Origin of the sequence: Faecalispora sporosphaeroides DSM 1294 (assembly GCA_000383295.1) — a bacterium.
In the GTDB taxonomy this organism is placed as follows: domain Bacteria; phylum Bacillota; class Clostridia; order Oscillospirales; family Acutalibacteraceae; genus Faecalispora; species Faecalispora sporosphaeroides.
Window position 1 is genome coordinate 229,377 of the sequence record KB911066.1, and the last position, 18,872, is coordinate 248,248.

Genomic DNA, 18,872 nt, shown 5'->3' on the forward strand with positions numbered 1-18,872 from the left:
TGTGATTCCAAATAAAAAGCCGGTGAAATCATTCGACAAACCCTGCATCTTTCTCAAAAACACAAAAATCCCCCAGCTATGAACCGGCTATGATTGGGCAATACCCTAAAAAACGGACAGTGAAAAAAGACCTCCTGTTGTGGAATTGAGCTGCGGCAGGAGGTGCTTTTATTCTGAAAATTCGTCGGCGTCCATTACTTTTATGCCCATATCGAGCAGGGCCATGGCAAACAGGCCCTGACCGGGAATCAATCTGCCGGAAAAGCTGCCGTCATAGATCTGCCGAACGCCGCAGGTGGGGCTTCTCGGCTGCAAAATCGCCAGATCGACCGGTACGCTCCCAATTTTTTCTAGCGCCAGACGAACCCCCTCCCGAAACTTTTGATCCACATCATTTCCCAGGCAATCCACGACCTTTCCGTTTCGGATTTCCGCGGGATTGCGCGGAGCGCCCAAACCGGCCAATATTTCAGGACAGACGGGAATGATTTCTTTATCCGCCAAAAACGCGGCGACACATGGATGATGATTATTGCCGCCGTTGTATTTACAGTTTTCGCCGAGCAGGCACGCGCTGACCAGTACCGTCACAAAAAGGCCCCCTTTTTCTTTCGCGGGGTTCCGAAGCAATGCTTTGGAACCCCCGCGTTATATTGTCCCATCATACCACGCGCCGCGGCGGATTTCTACCGCCAGACGCTATTCATTCAGAAAAATGAAGGAGTAATGATGAACCACTTTATTCATCACTCTTTGAGGTTTGATTCAGCAATCGTTTTCTATTACCGAAACAGAAATAATTCCAGCAGAGCAGACCGCGGCAGGTTATCCGTAATCAGTTTGAAGCGCCGCTCTTTCCCATCCCGGCAAACCTGTACCGCCTGCAACGCTTCGAGCTTGCGTTTCTTGCAGGGCTCAAGCCGAAGCAAATACTCGCAGTCCTCCACCGGTATCGTCACCGCATAGCTTGCGTCAAACGCACCTGATTTCCCCCGCCGATTCAAGTTACTGCATACCTGCTCATATTGATCTTGACGAACACTGCGGACAATCCTTTTTCTCATTCCTTTCCATGATTGGTTTTTTGATTTTTTAAGAATATCGGAAATGACATTTTCCTCATTTTCTCCATTATACCGCATCATGGGCAGATAGCGTTATGTTCAATATGGGACATAGCAGAACGGCCGTGAAAGAAGTTCACGGCCGTTCTGCTATGATTTATTCATGTTTCACTCTTCGCCCAGACAGACCAGCTTGCCGCAGGCGAAAAAAATCAGTGCGCAACATATCGCTTTTGGGAAAGTATTGAGCCGTTGGTACTATGTACGCATGGAATACTCTTTTTGCTCATGCTTTACAAGCAATTCATTTATCTTTGCTGCCCATTCTTTCGTATCATTTACTACGAACTTTTCCCATTTGCCATCTGTCTTTTCGATTTTCAGCCCTGTTTGAAAGGCAAGAAGCTTGCAAGGGGCGACAGATTTTATGGCATTCATTGGAATCGACAGTTCGTGATTTTGAATGTTGAATTGATGCGATTTAAAAAACAGGGATTCGGACGTTAAAAAAAGCCAGCCGCCGACGCTCTCTTTGTTTATAAAATGGTTTGCCCCACTCTCAAAAACAACCCGATATTCCGCTGCCATTTGGCTGCGTAGCGGTTCAAATTTCTTTGTCTGTATCATCACAAAAATGTCCATAAACAGGCCGAATAAAACACCCGAAAGAAGCCCCCCGGCCAAGCTTAACAGTATCCCCGGCACCAGCGCGGATATTCCCTCTTTCTGGCCGTTTGTGATTCCGAACAGCAAGGCAAAAAACAAACCCATAAGAGCCCCGAAAGACAGGCCCGCCTTTACACTGACATTCATTTTCATGAAAAAACCCCTTATCATAAATGTAACCGTTGGCGCCAAAGTCTCTGCGGCAATGCGAAACCGGGCAAAGACGGCCCGAGACAGCGCTGATTATGTTAATTAGATATACGCATATTTTATCAATATTTCAAATTACTTGCAAGATATTTATTCTTTTATGAAAATATTGACAGATCAAATTGCGAACAAACCAGGCTGCTCATTCACATGATCGCCGGTTGATAATGTGGCCGACGTCTTTGAACGCGCATGGAATTCCACCGCCTGATTTTGGGGGTCTTTGAAAATGGATTGAGCGCGTCACGGTTTTGCCCTGCCCGTCACAACGAAAAAAGACGGACAATCGGCTTTACGTCGATTGCCCGTCTTTTATAATTCATCTGTTTTCCGGCTGCACCATCGGGATGCTCCCCGAAGCTTTTGGATTTGACGTCCGCACCGGCACGCGCTCTTGGTTTCATTCGTTTATTACCGGGAAACCGGAATCCCCCAAATCTCTTGCGCGTACTCGCGCACCGTGCGGTCGCTGGAAAACTGCCCGGCATGCGCGGTGTTCGTGAGGCACTTGCGCGAGAACTGCTCCGCGTTGCGGTAATCGCGGTTCGCGCGCAGCTTGGCGTCGCAGTAGGACTCAAAATCGCGCAGCAGGTAATACTGGTCGGGGCGGTGCCACGAAGCGCCCTTGAGCAGCGAATCGTACAGTTCGCGGAACAACCCGGTGCCGCCGTCGTCGAGTGTGCCGTCGATCAGGGCATCCACCACGCGGCGGATGCGCGGGTTCGATTCATACAGCGCTTTCGGGTCGTAGGTGTCCGAAATCTGCGCGATCTCTTCCACCGTCGCGCCGAAGCTATAGTTGTTCTCCGCCCCGGCCTGCTCCACGATTTCGATGTTCGCGCCGTCCAGCGTGCCGAGCGTGACCGCGCCGTTGAGCATCAGCTTCATGTTGCCGGTGCCGCTGGCCTCGGTGCCCGCGGTGGAAATCTGCTCGGAGACATCCGCCGCCGGAATCAGCTTTTCGGCATAGGACACGTTGTAGTTCTGCACAAACAGCACCTGAATTTTGTCGCGCACCCCGGGGTCGGCATCGACCATGTGGGCGATCTCGTTGATAAATTTGATAATCCCCTTGGCGCGTTGGTAACCGGGGGCGGCCTTGGCCCCGAACAGGAACGCGGTGGGTGTAAAATCGGTCAGTGTGCCATCCTTGAAGGCAAGGTAAATATCCAGAATGGAAAATGCGTTTAAAAGCTGGCGCTTGTATTCGTGCAGGCGCTTGATCTGCACATCGAAGATAAAATCGGGATTCAGTTCATAGCCGTATTCATGAATGCGGACATGATTGCACAGCTCCTTCTTTTTCTGCCGCTTGATCGCCCGGAACTGCGCGAGCGACGCCGGGTCGTTCAGGTATGGTGTGAGGCGCTCGAGCTGATTTAAATCGGTGATCCACCCGTCGCCGATGCGCTCGGTGATGAACGCGGCAAGCTCCCGGTTGCACAGGGCCAGCCAGCGGCGCTGGGTGATGCCGTTCGTCTTATTCTGGAAGCGCTCAGGGTACATGCGGTACCACTCGGGCAATACCGCGCTTTTCAGCAGCTCACTGTGAATTTTCGCCACGCCGTTGGTCGCGTGAGAGGCGTACACCGCGAGGCGCGCCATGTGAAGCTGGCCGCCGCTGATGATCTGCAGGGCCGCTCTGTCCTGCTGCGGCACATTGCGCGACTTGATTTCGCGGCTCAGGCTGTTTTGCAGCATAACCACATACGGGTACACCTGCGGTGCGACGGAAAGGAACAGGGAAACATCCCATTTTTCCAGCGCTTCGGCCATGATGGTATGGTTGGTATACGCAAAGGTGTCGCGTACAATCGGGAACGCCTGCTCAAACGAAAGCTGGTGCTCCTCCATCAGAAGGCGCAAAAGCTCTGGGATCGCGACGACCGGGTGGGTATCGTTGAGCTGAATCGCGTAATCCTCGGCAAAGCGGGAAAAATCCTCGCCGCGGCGGCCGAGGAACTCTTTCATCAGGCTTTGCAGGGACGCGCTGCAGAAGAAATACTGCTGCTTGAGCCGCAGGCGCTTCCCGACGGGAGTATCGTCGTTCGGGTAGAGCACCGCCGTGATTTCTTCGGCGCGCACCCGCTCCTCGACCGCTTCATCGTATTTTTGCAGGTTGAACCGCTCGAAATCAAACGCAGAAAGCGGCTCTGCCTGCCACAGGCGCAGCCGGTTGACGGTATGCCCGCCCCAGCCGATCACCGGCATATCGTAGGGTACGGCGCGTACGGTCTGGTCGGCAAACGTAACCGCAACGGCTTCGCCCTCCCGCCGGATTCCCCACGGGTCGCCGGCCTTCTGCCAGTCGTCGGCGGTTTCCTTCTGAAAGCCCTTTTCAAAATACTGGCGGAACAGGCCGTATTTGTAGCGGATGCCAAACCCGTGCAGCGGAATGCCGTGCGTGGCCGCCGAATCCAAAAAACAGGCGGCGAGCCTGCCGAGGCCGCCGTTGCCGAGGGCGTCGTCTTCAATGCTTTCAAACACGCCGGGGTCAAAGCCATTGCGGCTCAGGTATGCGCGGCACCGCTCCAGCAGCCCCAGATTCAGCAGATTGCTGTAAATCAGCCGGCCGAGCAGGAATTCCGCCGAAAAATAGCAGGCCATTTTTCCGGAGTTCTGCGAAAAGGACAGCGACTTCATCGCCGCCTTGGACACCGCGTTATACAGCTGCTCCACCGACGCCTCCCGTGCCGTTACGCCGTAGTCGTATTCCAAATACCGATCGATCTGCTGTTCAAACTGATTCATGCGCTTTTCCTCCTGCGTATCGCGAATCCGCTTTCTAAAATAAAGTTCACTGAAAACCGTCCCATCCAAATCATCCTTTTTCCCGCCCGCGGCGGGGAAAAGGAACCCACAGCTTCTTTAAGTGCCGTGTCTTCCGTACAGCCTCATCATGCGGCGCAGATTCCCCGCAAGCTCCGGCGGTATTTGGCCGGGAGCCAGCCGCCAGCGCCAATTTTGCCCCAGTGTGGAGGGCGTGTTGATCCGGGCGGAATTATCCAGCCCCAGCAAATCCTGCATTTGAAAAATCACGGTATTCGCAACGCTGGCATACCCCGCGCGGATGAGTGCCGCGGGAACCTCACGGCTTGTTCTCACATTCAAATATTCTCTTGCAAAGCGCACGTGCTTCCGCTTTTGGTGCGCAAAAAAGCCGACCAAAGTCTCGTTGTCGTGCGTACCGCCGTACACGACCAGATTGCGGTCGAAATGGAACGGCAGGTTGGAATTGGTTTCGTCGCCGTCAAAGGCAAACTGCATCAGCTTCATGCCGGGGTAGCCGCTGATTTTGAGCAGCCGATCCACCTCTGGAATCACAACGCCGAGGTTCTCCGCGATCACGCGCTTATTTCCCATCACCTCTGCGATGGCTTCAATCAGCGGGCAGCCCGGGCCGGGATTCCACCAGCCGCTCATGGCGGTGGTCTCCTCTGCAGGGATGGAGTAGTAATGTGCGATGCCGACGAAATGATCGATGCGGATGATGTCGTACAGGCACGCCGAAAAACGCATGCGCCGCTTCCACCAGGCAAACCCGTCGCGCTCCATAAAATTCCAGTCATACAGCGGGTTGCCCCACAGCTGGCCGGTTTCGGAAAACAAATCCGGCGGAACGCCCGCCACCAGCGTGGGTCTGCGCTGTTCGTCGAGCTGGAACTGCTCGCCCTGCGACCACACATCCGCACTGTCGAGCGCGACATAAATGGGGATGTCGCCGATGATCTCGATTCCCCTGTCGTTGGCATAGTCCTTCAGGCGGAACCACTGGCGAAAAAACTCAAACTGACAGAACTTCCAGAAATCCATTTCCTCCGTGCTGCGCTCGCGGCAGACCCGCAGTGCTTCCGGCTCGCGCAGGCGAAGCTCCTCCGGCCAGGCCAACCATTCCCTGCCGCCGAATTTGGTTTTCAGGGACATGTACAGCGCGTATTCCTCCAGCCATTCCGAATTTTCGCCGCAGAACAGCAAATAATCCACCGTTTTCCGGTGCCTGCTGCGCGCAAAGGCACGGCGCAGCACCGCAAATCGCTTTTCGTACAGCGCGGCGTAATCCACATCTGTGGGATTCTGCCCGCAGTCGGCCCGCTCCAGCTCTTCGGCGGTCAAAAGTCCCTGCTCCCGCAGAACATCGAGGTCGATCAGGTACGGATTCCCCGCGAACGCCGAAAAGCTCTGGTACGGGCTGTCGCCGTAGCTGGTCGGCCCCAGCGGCAGCACCTGCCACCAGCGCTGGCCGGCCTGAGCCAGAAAATCCACAAAATCATACGCCGCCTGCCCGAAGGTGCCAATCCCATAGGGGGACGGAAGGCTCGTGACCGGCAAAAGCACCCCGGCCCCGCGCTTCATAGGTTTTTGCTTTTTCATTTTATTCCCCCTCAGCCGTACCGCAGGCCGGGAAAGCTGCCCCCACGCGGCGGACGCTTTCCCCCTCCCTCAGGCAGAAATCCGCCAACTCATGAACTGCTTCCGACTGATTTTCAATGCAATCAATTAATATTTGAACTCCACGCTCCGCCATTTTCGATTTGGACTGCTCGATGGTGGCGAGCTTCGGGTTATAATACCGCGCAAGCTCGATTCCGTCGAAGCCCATCACGGAGATATCCTGCGGGATGCGGATGCCGCGGTCAAGCAGGTACCGGCACGCGCCGATCGCCATCACGTCGCTCATGGCGAATACCGCGGTGATCTCCGGGGAGCTTTGCAGCAGGCGTTCCATGGCGTGGTAGCCCTCCCCGTAAGAGAAGCGGGCTTTCTGGTACCGCCGCTCCTCCGGGAACAAAATGCCGTACCGCTCAAAGGTTTGCCGGCAGCCCAGATACCGCAGATAGCTGATGCTGTTGGTATCGAGCCGGTTGCCGCCGATCACACCGATGTTCCGGTGGCCCATCTGAATCAGGTATTCCACCGCGCGGGACGCAGCGGCCGTGTCGTCAGTGCTGACACTGGAAAGATATGAAAAGCCCAGACGATCCGCCGCGGTCGACACCAGCACGCTTGGCAGCGAAATCTGCCCGAAGCCCTCTACAAAATTCTGCAGGTTGCCGCCCAGGAACAGCAGGCCGAGCGGTTTGCTCTCGCGAATGAGCTGCTGCGCCTGAATGACCTCATCGTCCTCTTCATCCAGGTAGCACACCTGCGCGGTGTACCCGGCCTTTTCAATCAGCACCTGCATCTGCTCCAGAACCGGGGCGAACAGCATGTTTGAAATGCCCTTGACCAGAATCGCGATGCTGTTGGTCGCCGTTTGCTTAAGCTGGCGGGCGTTCTGATTGGGAACAAAGCGGTGCGCCTCAATGACCGCCTGAATCTTCCGCTTTGTTTCCTCACTGACGTCGGGATGATTATTGAGGGCTCGCGACACCGTGCTGACCGCAAACCCGGACTCCCGTGCAATATCTTTAATAGTCAATAAAAACGCCCCCAGGGTGAAAATTTGAATTCCGGGTTATCCCTTCACCGCGCCGGCCAGCACGCCTTTGATGATATACTTCTGGCAGGTTAAGTAGAAAACGATGATCGGAATGATCGAGAGCACCAGCATCGCCATCAGCGCGCCCATATCGCGTGAGCCGTACCCGCCCTGCAGGTACTGAATCGCAATCGGGATGGTGCGGAACTTGGTGCCGATGACGAGGTACGGCAGCAGAAAGTCGTTCCAGACCCACATCGCGTTCAGAATCGCCACCGTGATCGCCGTGGGGCGCAGAATGGGAAACACGATGAGAAAGAAGGTCTGAATCGGGCTACAGCCGTCAATGACAGAGGATTCCTCAATATCGACCGGCACGCTCTTGATAAAGCCGCTGAACATAAAAACCGACAGCCCGGCGCCAAAGCCCAGGTAGATCACGATGATGCCAAAGGGGTTATCAAGCCGCAGAACGTTGGCGACCTTGACCATGGTGTACATGACCATCTGGAACGGAACCACCATGCTGAACACAAACAGATAGTATAAGACGGAGGTCACCGGACTCTTTACCCGGGTAATATACCAGGCCGTCATGGACGTAAAGAGGATGATTGCCGCAACGGAAAAAACCGTAATAAATAAAGAATATCCAAACGCGCGGAAAAAATCAATCTTCTGCACGCCATTTACATAGTTATCGATGCCGGAAAAGGTGGTGGCATCCGGCAGTGCAAACGGGGCGTTGGAAATAAAGAGCTGCCCCTTGAAGGAATTTACCAGCACCAGAAGAATCGGGATCAAAAACAGAAAAAACAGAATCAACAGAAAAACAAACAGTATGGTATTGAATCGTTTCCCGCTATGCTCCATCAGTTTTCCACCTCCCTGCTGCGAGTCAGCATCAGCTGCACCAGAGCGATTCCCGCCACCAGCAGGAAGAACACGACCGCCTTGGCCTGACCGACGCCCTCATACCCCATGCGGCCATAGAAGGAATTGAAAATATCCAGAGCCAGCATGGCGCTCTGCCGCGCCGGCGCGCCGCCGGTGAGAGCAAAGTTCTGGTCGAACAGCTTAAACGAATTGGTCAGCGTTAAAAAAGTACAAATCGTGACGGACGGCATCACCAGAGGAATCGTCACATAGAGCAGCGTCTGGCGGGGAGTGGCCCCGTCGATCTGCGCCGCCTCAATCACGTCGCCGGGAATGTTCTGGATTCCCGCAATATAAATAATCATCATATAGCCGATCATCTGCCAGTTCATCAGGACAACCAGTCCCCAAAAACCATAGCTTGCATCGAACGTAATGTCAACCCCGAAATTCAGCAGCACGCCGTTGATCAGCAGCTGCCAGATATAACCGAGCACAATGCCGCCGATGAGGTTCGGCATAAAAAACGCGGTTCGGAACAAATTGGTGCCGCGGATGCCGCGCGTGAGCAGCAGCGCCAGCAAGAAGGCCAGCACGTTGATGGTGATGACGGACACGACGGTAAATTTTGCTGTAAAGCCCAGCGCGTTCAAAAAATTCGAGTCTGAAAACGCGCGGACGTAATTGGCTGTTCCCACCCATTTGGCGTTCGTTACGGTGGTGAACTTGGCAAACGACAGATACACGCCCATGAAGAACGGAACCAAAAAGGCGATCACAAACGCGATAACCGTCGGCAGCGCAAAAACGGCGAAATATTTTTTGAGTGTTTTCTGCATGCTTTCTTCTCCCCTTCCAAAGCAATCCCGGAGTGTGCGCCTCGTCACCGGCTATTGTCCACTGACAAAATAGGCCGCCCCGCGCCGCAGGGCGCGGGGCGGCTCTCCCGTTCATGAAAACGCAGGGATATGATTACTGGGCGCTTTCGCTCTTCCATTCGGAAACAACCAGCTTTTTCACATCGTCCCAGGATTTGCTGCCCTGCGAATACTGCAGCAAAGCCGCGCCGAAATCATCCTTAAAGGTCTGGCTGGGGAACACGGTGAAATTCCACGGAACCGTGTTGATGCCGTCCTTAGACATCCAGTTGAGCACTTCCTTCGCCAGCGGGTCCGCCGGCTTCTCGGAATCGGTGAAAGTGTCGAACGGAGCGATGAAGTTCAGCTTGTTGGTAACGAAATCCTTGCCCGTCTTGCTGGAATACAGCCAATACAGAAAGTCTTCGGCCGCCTTCTGCTTTTCGGCGGGGGCCTCTTTGTTGATCGCGAAGAAGTTCTCGGTGCCGATGCACAGGCCCTGCTTCTCTTCGCCGGGCATACCGGTATAGATGGGCAGGAACTTGACGTCCTCCGCTTTTACGGTATTCCCCTGCACCCCGGAGATCTGGCTCCACGCCCAGTTGCCGTTCTGCACCATCGCAGTTTGGCCGAGAGCAAATTCCGACATGGAGTCGGTGACCTGCTTGGTGCCGAGCAGATTCTTCGGCGTAATGGAGTTGTTCACATACAGATCAAAGATATTCTTATAGTTGTCGGAATACTGGAACTTGATTTCCTTTGTGGCGTCGCTGGTCAGATCAACCTTGTTGTCTCTGAACTCATAGTAAACCGGTACATTGGCCAGATGGGTCTGCCAGCGCCAGTCTTCACCGGGCTTTAAAGAGGTGGAAGAGAACACGCCCTTGATGCCGAGTTCGTCTTTCTTCGCCGTCATGTCTTCCACAACGGCCTTGAGCTTGTCAAAGCTGTTGATCTCTGCCATGGAGGCCGCCTTCGCGCCGGAGGTCTTGAAATATTTGTCCATGATGGCCTGATTATAGATGATACCGTAGCCCTCTACCACATAGGGGACGCCGTACACGCCGTCGCCGTCCGTAATGGCCAGACTCTTATCCGTCAGGTGTTTGTACAGCTCGGTGTCTTTCAAATCCGCGCAGTAATCCTTCCAGCTGGCGTAGCCTCTCGGCCCGTTGATCTGGAAGATCGTCGGCGCGTCCGCCTTGGCGATTTCGGACTTTAGGGTCTGCTCATAGGTACCGGAAGCCGCGGTGACCACATTCAGGGTAACACCGGTTTCTTCTTTATACGCTTTCGCGATCTCTTTGTAAACGGGAGCAACCTCAGGCTTAAAGTTCAGATAATAGATGCTTTGTTCCCCCTGAGGAGCCGTACTGGCCGCGCTGCTGGGGCTTGCGCCGGTGCTGTTGCTGCACGCGGCCAAAGACGCCGTCATCGCCGCCGCCAGGCAAAATGCTAAAACCCTTTTCATCGTTTTTCCTCCTAACAAAATTCTCTTCAGTATTCCAGTAACGTTACCGGAAACGTTACCGGGCTCTTTCGGTTTTTAGTATAGTACATTCTTTGTATGATTTCAATAGTAATTTTAAATTTATTATTATTTTTCTCCCGAACATGCCATGACCATTCGCAGGCAGCCCCTGAGAATACCGGTTTCTTCCGCCTGTTCGGTGCGGGGAAAAGGAATGCTGTTTTCGGTCTGTTCTCCCCCAACCGAAGCACTGCGCTCTCGTCAACCAGCTCGAAAATCAGACGGTGTTTAAGCCGCAATGCCCGCAGCGCACCTTTGGGGGCTAGAATCAAAAAGGCGACAAGCCGCCGGCTGTGCCGGCGGCTTGTCGCCCATGCGCTTTGAAATTTGTTAAGAGGGCTAGAGCCGCTGTGAATCAAGGGCACGGTGAAAAAGCGGCCGCGAGGGTTTGCCGCCCGCACATTTGCAGACAATAAGCCTTCCTGGCCGCCCGGTCAAATTATTTCTCTCACTTTTGGGGATCGCTTCAAAGAATCCGTCCCCTGTTCTTTTATTCTGCTTCACGCCGATTCCGGCGCGTTTATTTCGCCTGATTCAGATGCTGGATAATGATCCCCGCGATGGAGGGGCACGGTGCCTGACGAACCACTGCGCCGATATCGAACGCGACCATCGGCATGCCGTAAACAACACAGGACGCTTTGTCCTGGCCGATTGTGAAGGATCCCCGCTTTCTCATTTCGAGCAGGCCCTTGGCCCCATCGCTGCCCATCCCGGTCAGGATGACCCCCATGGCGTCCTTGCCCGCCGTTTCGGCGACCGAACGAAACAGCACATCCACCGACGGGCAATGCCCGCTGACCTTTTCGCCCGCAGCGCATTTGATGTAGTAGCCTCTGGAATCTTTGGCGAGGGTCATGTGCTTATCGCCCGGCGCAATATAGGCCGTGCCCGGCTCCACGCGTTCGCCGCCTCTGGCCTCCGCCACAGAAAAGCTGCAAAGGCGGTCGAGGCGCTCCGCGTACATTTTGGTGAATCCGGGCGGCATATGCTGCACGACCAGAATGCCCGGAATATTTGCCGGCAGCTTTTTCAGGATTTCGAGCGTCGCCTCGGTTCCTCCGGTAGAAGCGCCGATGGCGATGATTTTTTCTGCCTTGTTATTGGGGGAGAGCGCGGGCGTCGGCAGAGAATCCAGCGGGGAGGGAGCCTTCGCCTTGACTCTTGCGGTCGAGGCGATCCGGATTTTCGTCGTCAGCTCGGTAAAAAACATATTGTAATCGGTTCTTGCGGCGGGCTTGCGGATAAAGTCGACGGCGCCCGCGTCGAGCGCATCAAAAATACCGAGATCCAGCGAGCTGACCAGCACAACCGGTACGGGCCGCCGGGGAATCAGTTTTTTTAAAAAATCCGTGCCCTTCATATCGGGCATTTCCACGTCCATGGTAATGACGTCCGGCGAAAGCTCCTGAATCTTCTTCGCCGCTTCGGCCGCACTGCCTGCGGTACCCACCACAGATATTCCCGGATCCTTCAGCAGGGCGTTCTGCAGCGCCGTCCGAAAAAACAGCGAATCATCCACAATCAGAACCTTGATGATACGATTGAGCGACATAGGTTCACTGTCCTTTCTGATACACCGACGGCTCCAGGTAAATAAATTTAGAGCTATCCCTTTGTATGGTTTCTGAATGCCCAATCAGCAAAAAACCACCCGGGACGAGCATGTCGTAGTATTTATTAATCAGTCTGTTGCGGTCGTTCTGGTCAAAATAGATCATGACATTCCGGCAAAAAATCAGATCAAACGGCTGCATCGGCGGAAAGGGCTGCATCAAATTCAGCCGCTGAAACGTCACATGACGGCGAACATCGTCGTTGATGCGGTACTGGTCCGCCCCCTGCTTGACAAAATAACGGGTCAGCCAGCCCTGCGGCACGTTTTTGAGAGATTCCGCGCTGTACACGGCGGCTTTGCCCGCAGACATCGCCTTTTCGGAAATATCCGTGGCGAGAATACGAAAATCCCAACCCGCGCGGCCCAGGCTGAAGTAATCCTTCAGAACCATGCAGGTGGTATAGGCCTCTTCACCGGAGGAACAGCCCGCGCTCCAAATCCGCACAAGCCTGCGGCGATTGATGCGCTCCTGAAGCGGCAGAAATTTATTCTTAATAAAATCAAAATGGGCCGGTTCCCGCATGAAATACGTGTGATTTGTCGTCAGCTTGTTCAGCAGAAGGGTGATTTCTTCCGGATTCTTCTGCTGGATCAGGTTCATATACTCCGAAAAGCTCTTCATGCCCTTTTCCGTCAGAACGGAATACATGCGCGCTTCTATTAACTGGCGTTTGTTTGCCAGATTGATCCCATAGTTGTTTTTGATATAGGTGACAATAGTCTGGAATTCCTGGTCTGTCAGACGTATCATATTGATCCTTTCTTCAGTGAAAAAATTCTGGGTGTTGAGGCCCCCGCCCAGTACAGCGCCCGAATGAAACGATCACCGGCCCAAACGGGACACGATCTCGTCGCCAACCTGCGCCGTGGTCGCGGTTCCGCCCATATCGGGAGTGAGGATCTTCCCTTCTGTCAGCACATCCTCCATCACGTCCAGAAGCCGCCTGCCCCAAGCATCATGGTGAAAGAAATCCAGCATCTGACTCGCTGCCCAAACGGTGGCGAGCGGGTTCGCGATCTGGCGGCCCGCAATGTCGGGCGCAGAGCCGTGAATCGGCTCAAACATGGAGGGATATTTGCGCTCGGGGTTGATATTCGCGCCGGCCGCAAGACCCAGTCCGCCGGCGATCGCGGCGCCAAGGTCGGTGAGGATATCGCCGAACAGATTGGAGGTGACGATCACCTCGAACGCCTCGGGGCGCTTTACCATCATCATGCTGGCCGCGTCCACCAAATAGGAGGCGGTCTTTACATCCGGGTATTCCCGACCCACCTCAGCAAATATCTGATCCCAGAACACCATGGAGTAATTCAAAGCGTTCCCCTTGCTCACGCTGGTCAGCGTTTTCTGCTCACGGCGCGCCAGCTCAAACGCATAGCGCATGATCCGCTCGCACCCGTGCCGTGAAAACACACCGTTCTGGAGCACCACCTCGCGGGGAGTATCGCGGTAGAGCCAGCTTCCGCTGCCCGCATATTCACCCTCGCTGTTTTCGCGCACGAAAACCATGTCGATGTCTTCCCGCCGAACATCCTTCAGCGGGCAGGGTGCTCCCCGCAGCATCTTTACAGGGCGAAGGTTGACATACTGGTCAAAGCTCTTGCGGATCGTTAAAAGCAGCCCCCAGAGGGAAATATGATCCGGCACGCCGGGGAACCCGACCGCACCGAGGAAAATGGCGTCGAAGCCGCTGAGCCGCTCGATTCCGTCCTCCGCCATCATTCTGCCGTTTTTCAAATAATATTCACAGCCCCACGGAAACGTGGTGAACTCAAACCGAAAGCCGCCGTCCAGCCGGGCGACCTGCTCCAGCACCTTACAGCCTTCCGAAATGACCTCCGGGCCAATCCCGTCGCCGGGAATAACCGCGATTTTATGAATCTGCAAATCAAACGCCTCCCCTGAACCGTTTCTTTAGTTGTTTGTTCCCTGAAATCAGGCAAAGCCGCCCCGTATCTTTGGGTTCCCCCAGAACGGAGCGAACCGCTATACGCCGGGCGGCAGTTTATCCTCCATCAGGCTGCGCAGGCAAAGAGTCTCTCCATCCGCGCGAAAGGTTCCGTCACCGTTCGCGTGAAATGTGCGACGCTCCCTGCGCTCCAAATCCATCCAGGCCTGAGTGCCCCGCAGGATAAAGATGCCATAGGGCTCCACATAATCCAGAACACGGCACTCCAGGCAGGCCAGACACTCGGAGATCAGCGGCGCTTTTCCCCCCAGCCCCGGAACCGGCGTCAGCCCGAATTCCCGGAATTTGTCCACATCGGCGCCGGAGCAGTCCCCAATTGCGACCGCCTTTTCCGCAAGGTCGACCGTCGGAACCGCAAGCACACATTCCTTGGTGTCCCGCAGCGCCTGAAAGGAGTGGTTCCACGGGCCGGTCGTCAGAGCGATCTGCGGGGTAAAATCCATTACCATATGCCAGGTGATCGTCATGATGTTGTTTTTTCTCCCGTCATTTGTCGTGACAAGAAGAACCGGGCCGGGTTCCACCAGCATAAACGCCTTTTCAAGAGGAAGCTTTTGCAGCGCCATCCCCCCACACCGCCCTTTCTTTGCCTATGGGCTTGTGCCGTTTGACTCGAAACCTCTGCGATTTAATTGTTATTATAAAGGTTGACGACATCGAGAATCAGGCTGATGCTGCCATCGCCCAGCACGGCACCGCCGGAAATCCCGGTATCCTTAATATTGAACTGATTGAGGTATGCGGGCAGCCCCTTTACCACAACCTGCTGCTCCCCGAGCAGATCATCCGCGAGGATACAGTACACCTTCTCGTGGCTTTCCACCTGTACAACGATGGAATCCTCCAGCGTTTTCGCGCGGGGCTCAAGGCCGAACACAGAGTGCAGACGGATGAGCGGGTAATACTGGTTGCGCATGGTGATGATTTCGTTGCCGCTGGTATCGTACAGCACCTGATCGGACGTCACCTTCACCAGCTGCTTGATGTTATTGGTGGGGACGATGAACATGGTGTCGCCCACGGAGACCTTCATGCCGTTGACGATCGCCAGAGTGAGCGGAATCTTGAACAACACCTTTGTTCCCTTGCCGGGTTCGCTCGAGATCGTCACGTCGCCGCCAACCTTTTCCACATTCTTCTTCACAACGTCCATTCCCACGCCGCGGCCAGAATATTCGGTGACCACCTCGTTCGTGGAAAATCCGGGCATGAGCAGAAAATTGTAGACCTCGCGGTTGGAATATTCCTTTTCGCTCTTTTTGAGCATGCCCTGGCGCTTGGCCTTGGCCAGCACCGCCTCGCGGTTGATTCCCTGGCCGTCGTCCTCAATGGAGATCAGGATTTCGCCGCCGGTGTTCTGCGCCGTCAGGGTAATGGTTCCCTTTGCGGGCTTGCCGTTTGCGATGCGGGTCTGCTTATCCTCCAGGCCGTGATCCATCGAATTGCGCACCACGTGCATGATCGGGTCGTTGATATTGTCCACGATCGACTTGTCCACCTCGGTATCCTCGCCGACCAGCACAAGCTCCGCGTCCTTGTCCAGATTCTTGCTCATGTCGCGCACAATGCGGCGCATTTTCTGAAACACGCCCGAAATCGGAACCATGCGGATGGACATGACGATCTCCTGCAGCTCGTCCGTCAGCTTGCGCAGCTGGCGCGAAGCCTTGGTGTAGCTGTTATCCACCCCGCTGTCGTCGGTCTGCACGGAATGGGAGGACGTTACCATGGATTCCGTAATGACAATCTCCCCGACAAGATCCATCAGATTGTCGAGCTTTGACAGGTTGACGTTGATGAGATTCTGCTTGACGGCCAGATGATTGCCGTTCCCGTTGTTCGCGGCGGGCTCGCTGCTTGCGGCCGTCTTTTCCTCTTTAATATTTTTCGCCTGTTCCTTCTGTTGCGTCAGCGGGGAAAGAACGGTATAATTTTTGGTGTACACAAAGTTTTCGATGCTCTTGAGCGAGGACTCCATTTCCTCTTTTGTGCGGAACAACACCAGAAGCCCTTCTCTGCCGATGACATCCGCCGCAGTGGAATCGGAATCCAGATGCTCCGGCACGCTGCGCACCGGAACGCCGGTTTCGGCGATGGCGTGCACCAAAAGCATGGCGCGCAGGTGAACCATCTCCGTTTCTTCTTCAAAGAAAACGCGCACCGGGTAGAGGTATTCCTCGCCGTCGGCGGCGGGCTGCCAAGCCTGTACGGGGGGAACGGCCGGGGCCGGAACGGGTGCCTCGGGAATCGAGGCGGCAACAGGCTCCGCAGCCGGCTGCTCCGCCGGGGCGGCCGGCTGCGCCTGCACGGCTGCCCCGGGGTCTTCGGGGACTTTCCCGGAAATCTTTTTGAGGAAAGAATTAATTTCTTCCTCCAAACTGCCGATATCTGTAATAAGGGGTTCGTTATTTTCGATTTTCTCAACTTCCGTCTTCAAGAAGTCGCTGGATTTGAACATCAAGTCCGTGAGCGGCTCGTTGTACTCCGAGGAAATACCGTGTTCTCTTACGTAATAAAACAGGTCTTCCATCTTGTGAGTCACCGTAGCCATGCTGTCAAATTGCATCATTGCAGAAGAGCCCTTGATCGTGTGCATAATGCGGAAGATCTCGTCGATACTGTCCGAATCGAAATCGCTCGCTTGCTCGCAGCGAAGAAGGATTTCATCCAGGTGCGTCAGCAAACCGTTGGTTTCAAATAAAAAAACTTCCAGCAAAGATTCCATATTGTTATCCATGAATGATAGCCACCGCCTATCTTAATAAATTCCGAAAAGGAATAAACTTGAAAAGCCAGAAAATTCTGTCTTTCTCATAATGTTATATCGGATTGAGTCGCAAATAATTAACTTTTTCCCATCGATTTCTATAAATTTTAATTTTAGAGGTACCCGTTTATGGCAGATAACCTGAGAATCACCACTCCTATTCCAGGCGGAGAAAATGTGAACCGGATGAACCCCGCAAAGCCGGCCGACCGCGCCGTGGTCAACCCGGCGCTGGTGCCGCCCGCCAATGCCGACCGACAGTCCGGCCAGCAGGGCAGCGCCGAATTTTCGTTTCTTCTGAACCGGAACTCCGTATTCAACCGCTTTATTCAGCAGCTTGGCAGAACGCCGGATCTTTCGCAGAGCCTGGGCAAGCTGGTGTTTGAGGTTATGGGACGGGCCGGCGCGGAGCAGACTGCCGGCATTTCCGATCCTTTGCGCCAGCTGACGCAGGTCATCAATATGGGGCGAGAGGAAATCGTGCAGAATCTGCTGTTTCAGGAAAATAACCGGACGCAGTTTTCGGGCGCGCTGTTTCAAATGATGCGGCAGATTCTCGAGCAGAACCCGGGCGAGCAGCTGGAGCAGAAAACGGCGCAGTTTTTGAAGGCCTTTAACGCCTACACCGGCGCCGCAGACACCACCCGCTCGGTGATCCGCCGGCTGATCCAGATCAGCGAACAGATTCCTCAGCCGTACAGCGGCCAGCTGCAGCAGATGACGCAGGAGCTGACCGAGGAGTTGCCGATTGAAAACCTGAACCGGAACCTCTCTGTGCTCAAAGAAAAAATTCTCCCATTTATCCGGCGGTATATCTCCGCCACCAACGACTTTGGCCGTGTGCGCGACAACATCACGCTGCTGGTACACGATCTGTCGCGCCTGAACATCAGCTCGCGCGAGGAGCTGGCGGAAAAATACACCGCTCTGCTCGATTACTGCAAATACGATCTGAATTTTCCGCCTCATAAGCTCAACGAAATGACCTCCGTCTTTCTGAATCACATGGGGCGTCTGGAAACCCCAAAAGAAAACAAGCTGCTGGATTCCGTACTTCAGCTGCTGACGGAAAACGCAAACGGCCCGTCGCAGCGCGGGCAGGAGTTGTTCCAGAGCACGCTTTCCTCCCTTTTGATGGACAACAGCGTGTATATGCCGTTCCACCATCTGTTCCTCCCCCTCGCCTTTGAGGGCAAGTACCTGTTCGGCGAAATCTGGATTGAAAAGGAAGAGGAAGCCGACGAAAAACGAACGGCGGAGGAGCAGGAACGCAGCCGCCGGATCATTCTGACGTTCGACATCAAGTCCAAGGGCTACTTTGAAGCCTTTCTGACACTGACCGGGAAAAAGATCAGCGCCCGGCTCAACTGCCCCGCGGAATTCGCCCCCGACGCCAAGGTAATCAGCGCAGCGGTTGCCGGAATTTTTGCCCGGAACGGCCTGGAGCCGGAGACGGTGGAGCTGTCGGCAGGGGCCCCTCCCTCGGCCGCAAAAACCATTCTGAAAAAAATTCATGAGGGAAGGCGAATCGTCGATGTCACAGTATAACAACAAGCAGCGCGCGGCCGCCCTGCGCTATTCCGAGGCGGAAAACAACGCTCCGGTCGTGGTGGCGGCGGGAGTCGGCTATACCGCATCCAAAATCATAGAGGTTGCGCAGGAAAGCAACATCCCCGTTTTTCAGGACGACGCGCTGGCCTCCCTGCTGTCGCAGATGGACATGGGCGCCGAAATTCCGCCGGAGCTGTATCAAGCCGTGGCAGATTTGTACCTGTACTTCCTCAATTACGGCGAGCCGCAGTCGCCCCCCGCGGCCTCCGATGCAAAAAAGGGCCCATCGGCGCCCGAAATGCCGGAATTCTCTGAAGAATGATCGATTTTGGCGCCGTTTTTT

Annotated in this window: 17 protein-coding genes; 2 read left to right on the plus strand and 15 right to left on the minus strand. The window is 54.8% G+C overall.

Going from position 1 to position 18,872, the window contains the following annotated elements:
- Positions 1–168 precede the first annotated feature (168 nt).
- The 15 genes from G340_RS0101230 to G340_RS0101300 all read right to left on the minus strand — a co-directional run bounded on the left by G340_RS0101230 (position 169) and on the right by G340_RS0101300 (position 16,948).
- Positions 169–591, minus strand: a complete 423-nt coding sequence (locus G340_RS0101230; protein WP_027103804.1) for a DUF523 domain-containing protein — start codon at positions 589–591, stop codon at positions 169–171.
- 191 nt (positions 592–782) lie between these two features.
- Positions 783–1,064: a hypothetical protein gene (locus G340_RS16225; RefSeq protein ID WP_051092130.1), complete on the minus strand. Its 282-nt coding sequence runs from the start codon at positions 1,062–1,064 to the stop codon at positions 783–785.
- 258 nt (positions 1,065–1,322) lie between these two features.
- Positions 1,323–1,883 (minus strand): hypothetical protein, encoded by a 561-nt coding sequence (locus tag G340_RS17175; protein ID WP_020071831.1) that lies wholly within the window; start codon positions 1,881–1,883, stop codon positions 1,323–1,325.
- Between the two features lie 468 nt (positions 1,884–2,351).
- The gene (locus G340_RS0101245) at positions 2,352–4,691 is read right to left on the minus strand and encodes a glycogen/starch/alpha-glucan phosphorylase (protein ID WP_020071832.1); all 2,340 of its coding nucleotides are present in this window, start codon (positions 4,689–4,691) and stop codon (positions 2,352–2,354) included.
- Positions 4,692–4,808: 117 nt separating this feature from the next.
- Entirely contained in the window at positions 4,809–6,311 is a 1,503-nt protein-coding gene (gene malQ / locus G340_RS0101250; RefSeq protein WP_020071833.1) for a 4-alpha-glucanotransferase, read from the minus strand.
- Position 6,312: 1 nt separating this feature from the next.
- Entirely contained in the window at positions 6,313–7,359 is a 1,047-nt protein-coding gene (locus G340_RS0101255; RefSeq protein ID WP_020071834.1) for a LacI family DNA-binding transcriptional regulator, read from the minus strand.
- 36 nt (positions 7,360–7,395) lie between these two features.
- Complete coding sequence (locus G340_RS0101260) at positions 7,396–8,232, minus strand: carbohydrate ABC transporter permease (protein WP_020071835.1); 837 nt, start codon at positions 8,230–8,232, stop codon at positions 7,396–7,398.
- Complete coding sequence (locus G340_RS0101265; protein WP_020071836.1) at positions 8,232–9,074, minus strand: carbohydrate ABC transporter permease; 843 nt, start codon at positions 9,072–9,074, stop codon at positions 8,232–8,234. Before G340_RS0101265 ends, G340_RS0101260 begins: the two co-directional genes overlap by 1 nt.
- A gap of 133 nt (positions 9,075–9,207) precedes the next feature.
- Positions 9,208–10,563 carry an ABC transporter substrate-binding protein gene (locus G340_RS0101270; RefSeq protein WP_020071837.1) on the minus strand — a complete coding sequence of 452 codons (1,356 nt, stop codon included), beginning with the start codon at positions 10,561–10,563 and terminating at the stop codon, positions 9,208–9,210.
- Positions 10,564–10,589: 26 nt separating this feature from the next.
- The gene (locus tag G340_RS0101275; protein ID WP_020071838.1) at positions 10,590–11,036 is read right to left on the minus strand and encodes a hypothetical protein; all 447 of its coding nucleotides are present in this window, start codon (positions 11,034–11,036) and stop codon (positions 10,590–10,592) included.
- A 107-nt stretch (positions 11,037–11,143) separates the two neighbouring features.
- The gene (locus tag G340_RS0101280; protein ID WP_020071839.1) at positions 11,144–12,178 is read right to left on the minus strand and encodes a protein-glutamate methylesterase/protein-glutamine glutaminase; all 1,035 of its coding nucleotides are present in this window, start codon (positions 12,176–12,178) and stop codon (positions 11,144–11,146) included.
- A gap of 4 nt (positions 12,179–12,182) precedes the next feature.
- Positions 12,183–12,992 carry a CheR family methyltransferase gene (locus tag G340_RS0101285; RefSeq protein WP_020071840.1) on the minus strand — a complete coding sequence of 270 codons (810 nt, stop codon included), beginning with the start codon at positions 12,990–12,992 and terminating at the stop codon, positions 12,183–12,185.
- Between the two features lie 72 nt (positions 12,993–13,064).
- A complete protein-coding gene (locus G340_RS0101290; RefSeq protein WP_020071841.1) occupies positions 13,065–14,129 on the minus strand; it encodes a tartrate dehydrogenase in 1,065 nt (354 codons plus the stop codon).
- 99 nt (positions 14,130–14,228) lie between these two features.
- Complete coding sequence (locus G340_RS0101295; protein WP_020071842.1) at positions 14,229–14,777, minus strand: flavin reductase family protein; 549 nt, start codon at positions 14,775–14,777, stop codon at positions 14,229–14,231.
- Positions 14,778–14,839: 62 nt separating this feature from the next.
- Positions 14,840–16,948 (minus strand): chemotaxis protein CheW, encoded by a 2,109-nt coding sequence (locus G340_RS0101300; protein ID WP_020071843.1) that lies wholly within the window; start codon positions 16,946–16,948, stop codon positions 14,840–14,842.
- Between the two features lie 159 nt (positions 16,949–17,107).
- On the opposite strand from G340_RS0101300, the gene G340_RS0101305 reads away from it, so the two are divergent.
- Both G340_RS0101305 and G340_RS0101310 read left to right on the plus strand, forming a co-directional pair.
- Positions 17,108–18,526: a hypothetical protein gene (locus G340_RS0101305; protein WP_020071844.1), complete on the plus strand. Its 1,419-nt coding sequence runs from the start codon at positions 17,108–17,110 to the stop codon at positions 18,524–18,526.
- The gene (locus G340_RS0101310) at positions 18,513–18,851 is read left to right on the plus strand and encodes an EscU/YscU/HrcU family type III secretion system export apparatus switch protein (protein ID WP_020071845.1); all 339 of its coding nucleotides are present in this window, start codon (positions 18,513–18,515) and stop codon (positions 18,849–18,851) included. Before G340_RS0101305 ends, G340_RS0101310 begins: the two co-directional genes overlap by 14 nt.
- Positions 18,852–18,872: the final 21 nt, after the last annotated feature.

Coding starts and splice junctions, on each gene's coding strand:
- G340_RS16225 (WP_051092130.1), bottom strand. CDS start 1,064: ATGAGAAAAAGGATTGTCCGCAGTGTTCGTCAAGATCAATATGAGCAG.
- G340_RS17175 (WP_020071831.1), bottom strand. CDS start 1,883: ATGAAAATGAATGTCAGTGTAAAGGCGGGCCTGTCTTTCGGGGCTCTT.
- G340_RS0101245 (WP_020071832.1), bottom strand. CDS start 4,691: ATGAATCAGTTTGAACAGCAGATCGATCGGTATTTGGAATACGACTAC.
- malQ (WP_020071833.1), bottom strand. CDS start 6,311: ATGAAAAAGCAAAAACCTATGAAGCGCGGGGCCGGGGTGCTTTTGCCG.
- G340_RS0101260 (WP_020071835.1), bottom strand. CDS start 8,232: ATGGAGCATAGCGGGAAACGATTCAATACCATACTGTTTGTTTTTCTG.
- G340_RS0101265 (WP_020071836.1), bottom strand. CDS start 9,074: ATGCAGAAAACACTCAAAAAATATTTCGCCGTTTTTGCGCTGCCGACG.
- G340_RS0101270 (WP_020071837.1), bottom strand. CDS start 10,563: ATGAAAAGGGTTTTAGCATTTTGCCTGGCGGCGGCGATGACGGCGTCT.
- G340_RS0101280 (WP_020071839.1), bottom strand. CDS start 12,178: ATGTCGCTCAATCGTATCATCAAGGTTCTGATTGTGGATGATTCGCTG.
- G340_RS0101285 (WP_020071840.1), bottom strand. CDS start 12,992: ATGATACGTCTGACAGACCAGGAATTCCAGACTATTGTCACCTATATC.
- G340_RS0101295 (WP_020071842.1), bottom strand. CDS start 14,777: ATGGCGCTGCAAAAGCTTCCTCTTGAAAAGGCGTTTATGCTGGTGGAA.
- G340_RS0101300 (WP_020071843.1), bottom strand. CDS start 16,948: ATGGATAACAATATGGAATCTTTGCTGGAAGTTTTTTTATTTGAAACC.
- G340_RS0101305 (WP_020071844.1), top strand. CDS start 17,108: ATGGCAGATAACCTGAGAATCACCACTCCTATTCCAGGCGGAGAAAAT.
- G340_RS0101310 (WP_020071845.1), top strand. CDS start 18,513: ATGTCACAGTATAACAACAAGCAGCGCGCGGCCGCCCTGCGCTATTCC.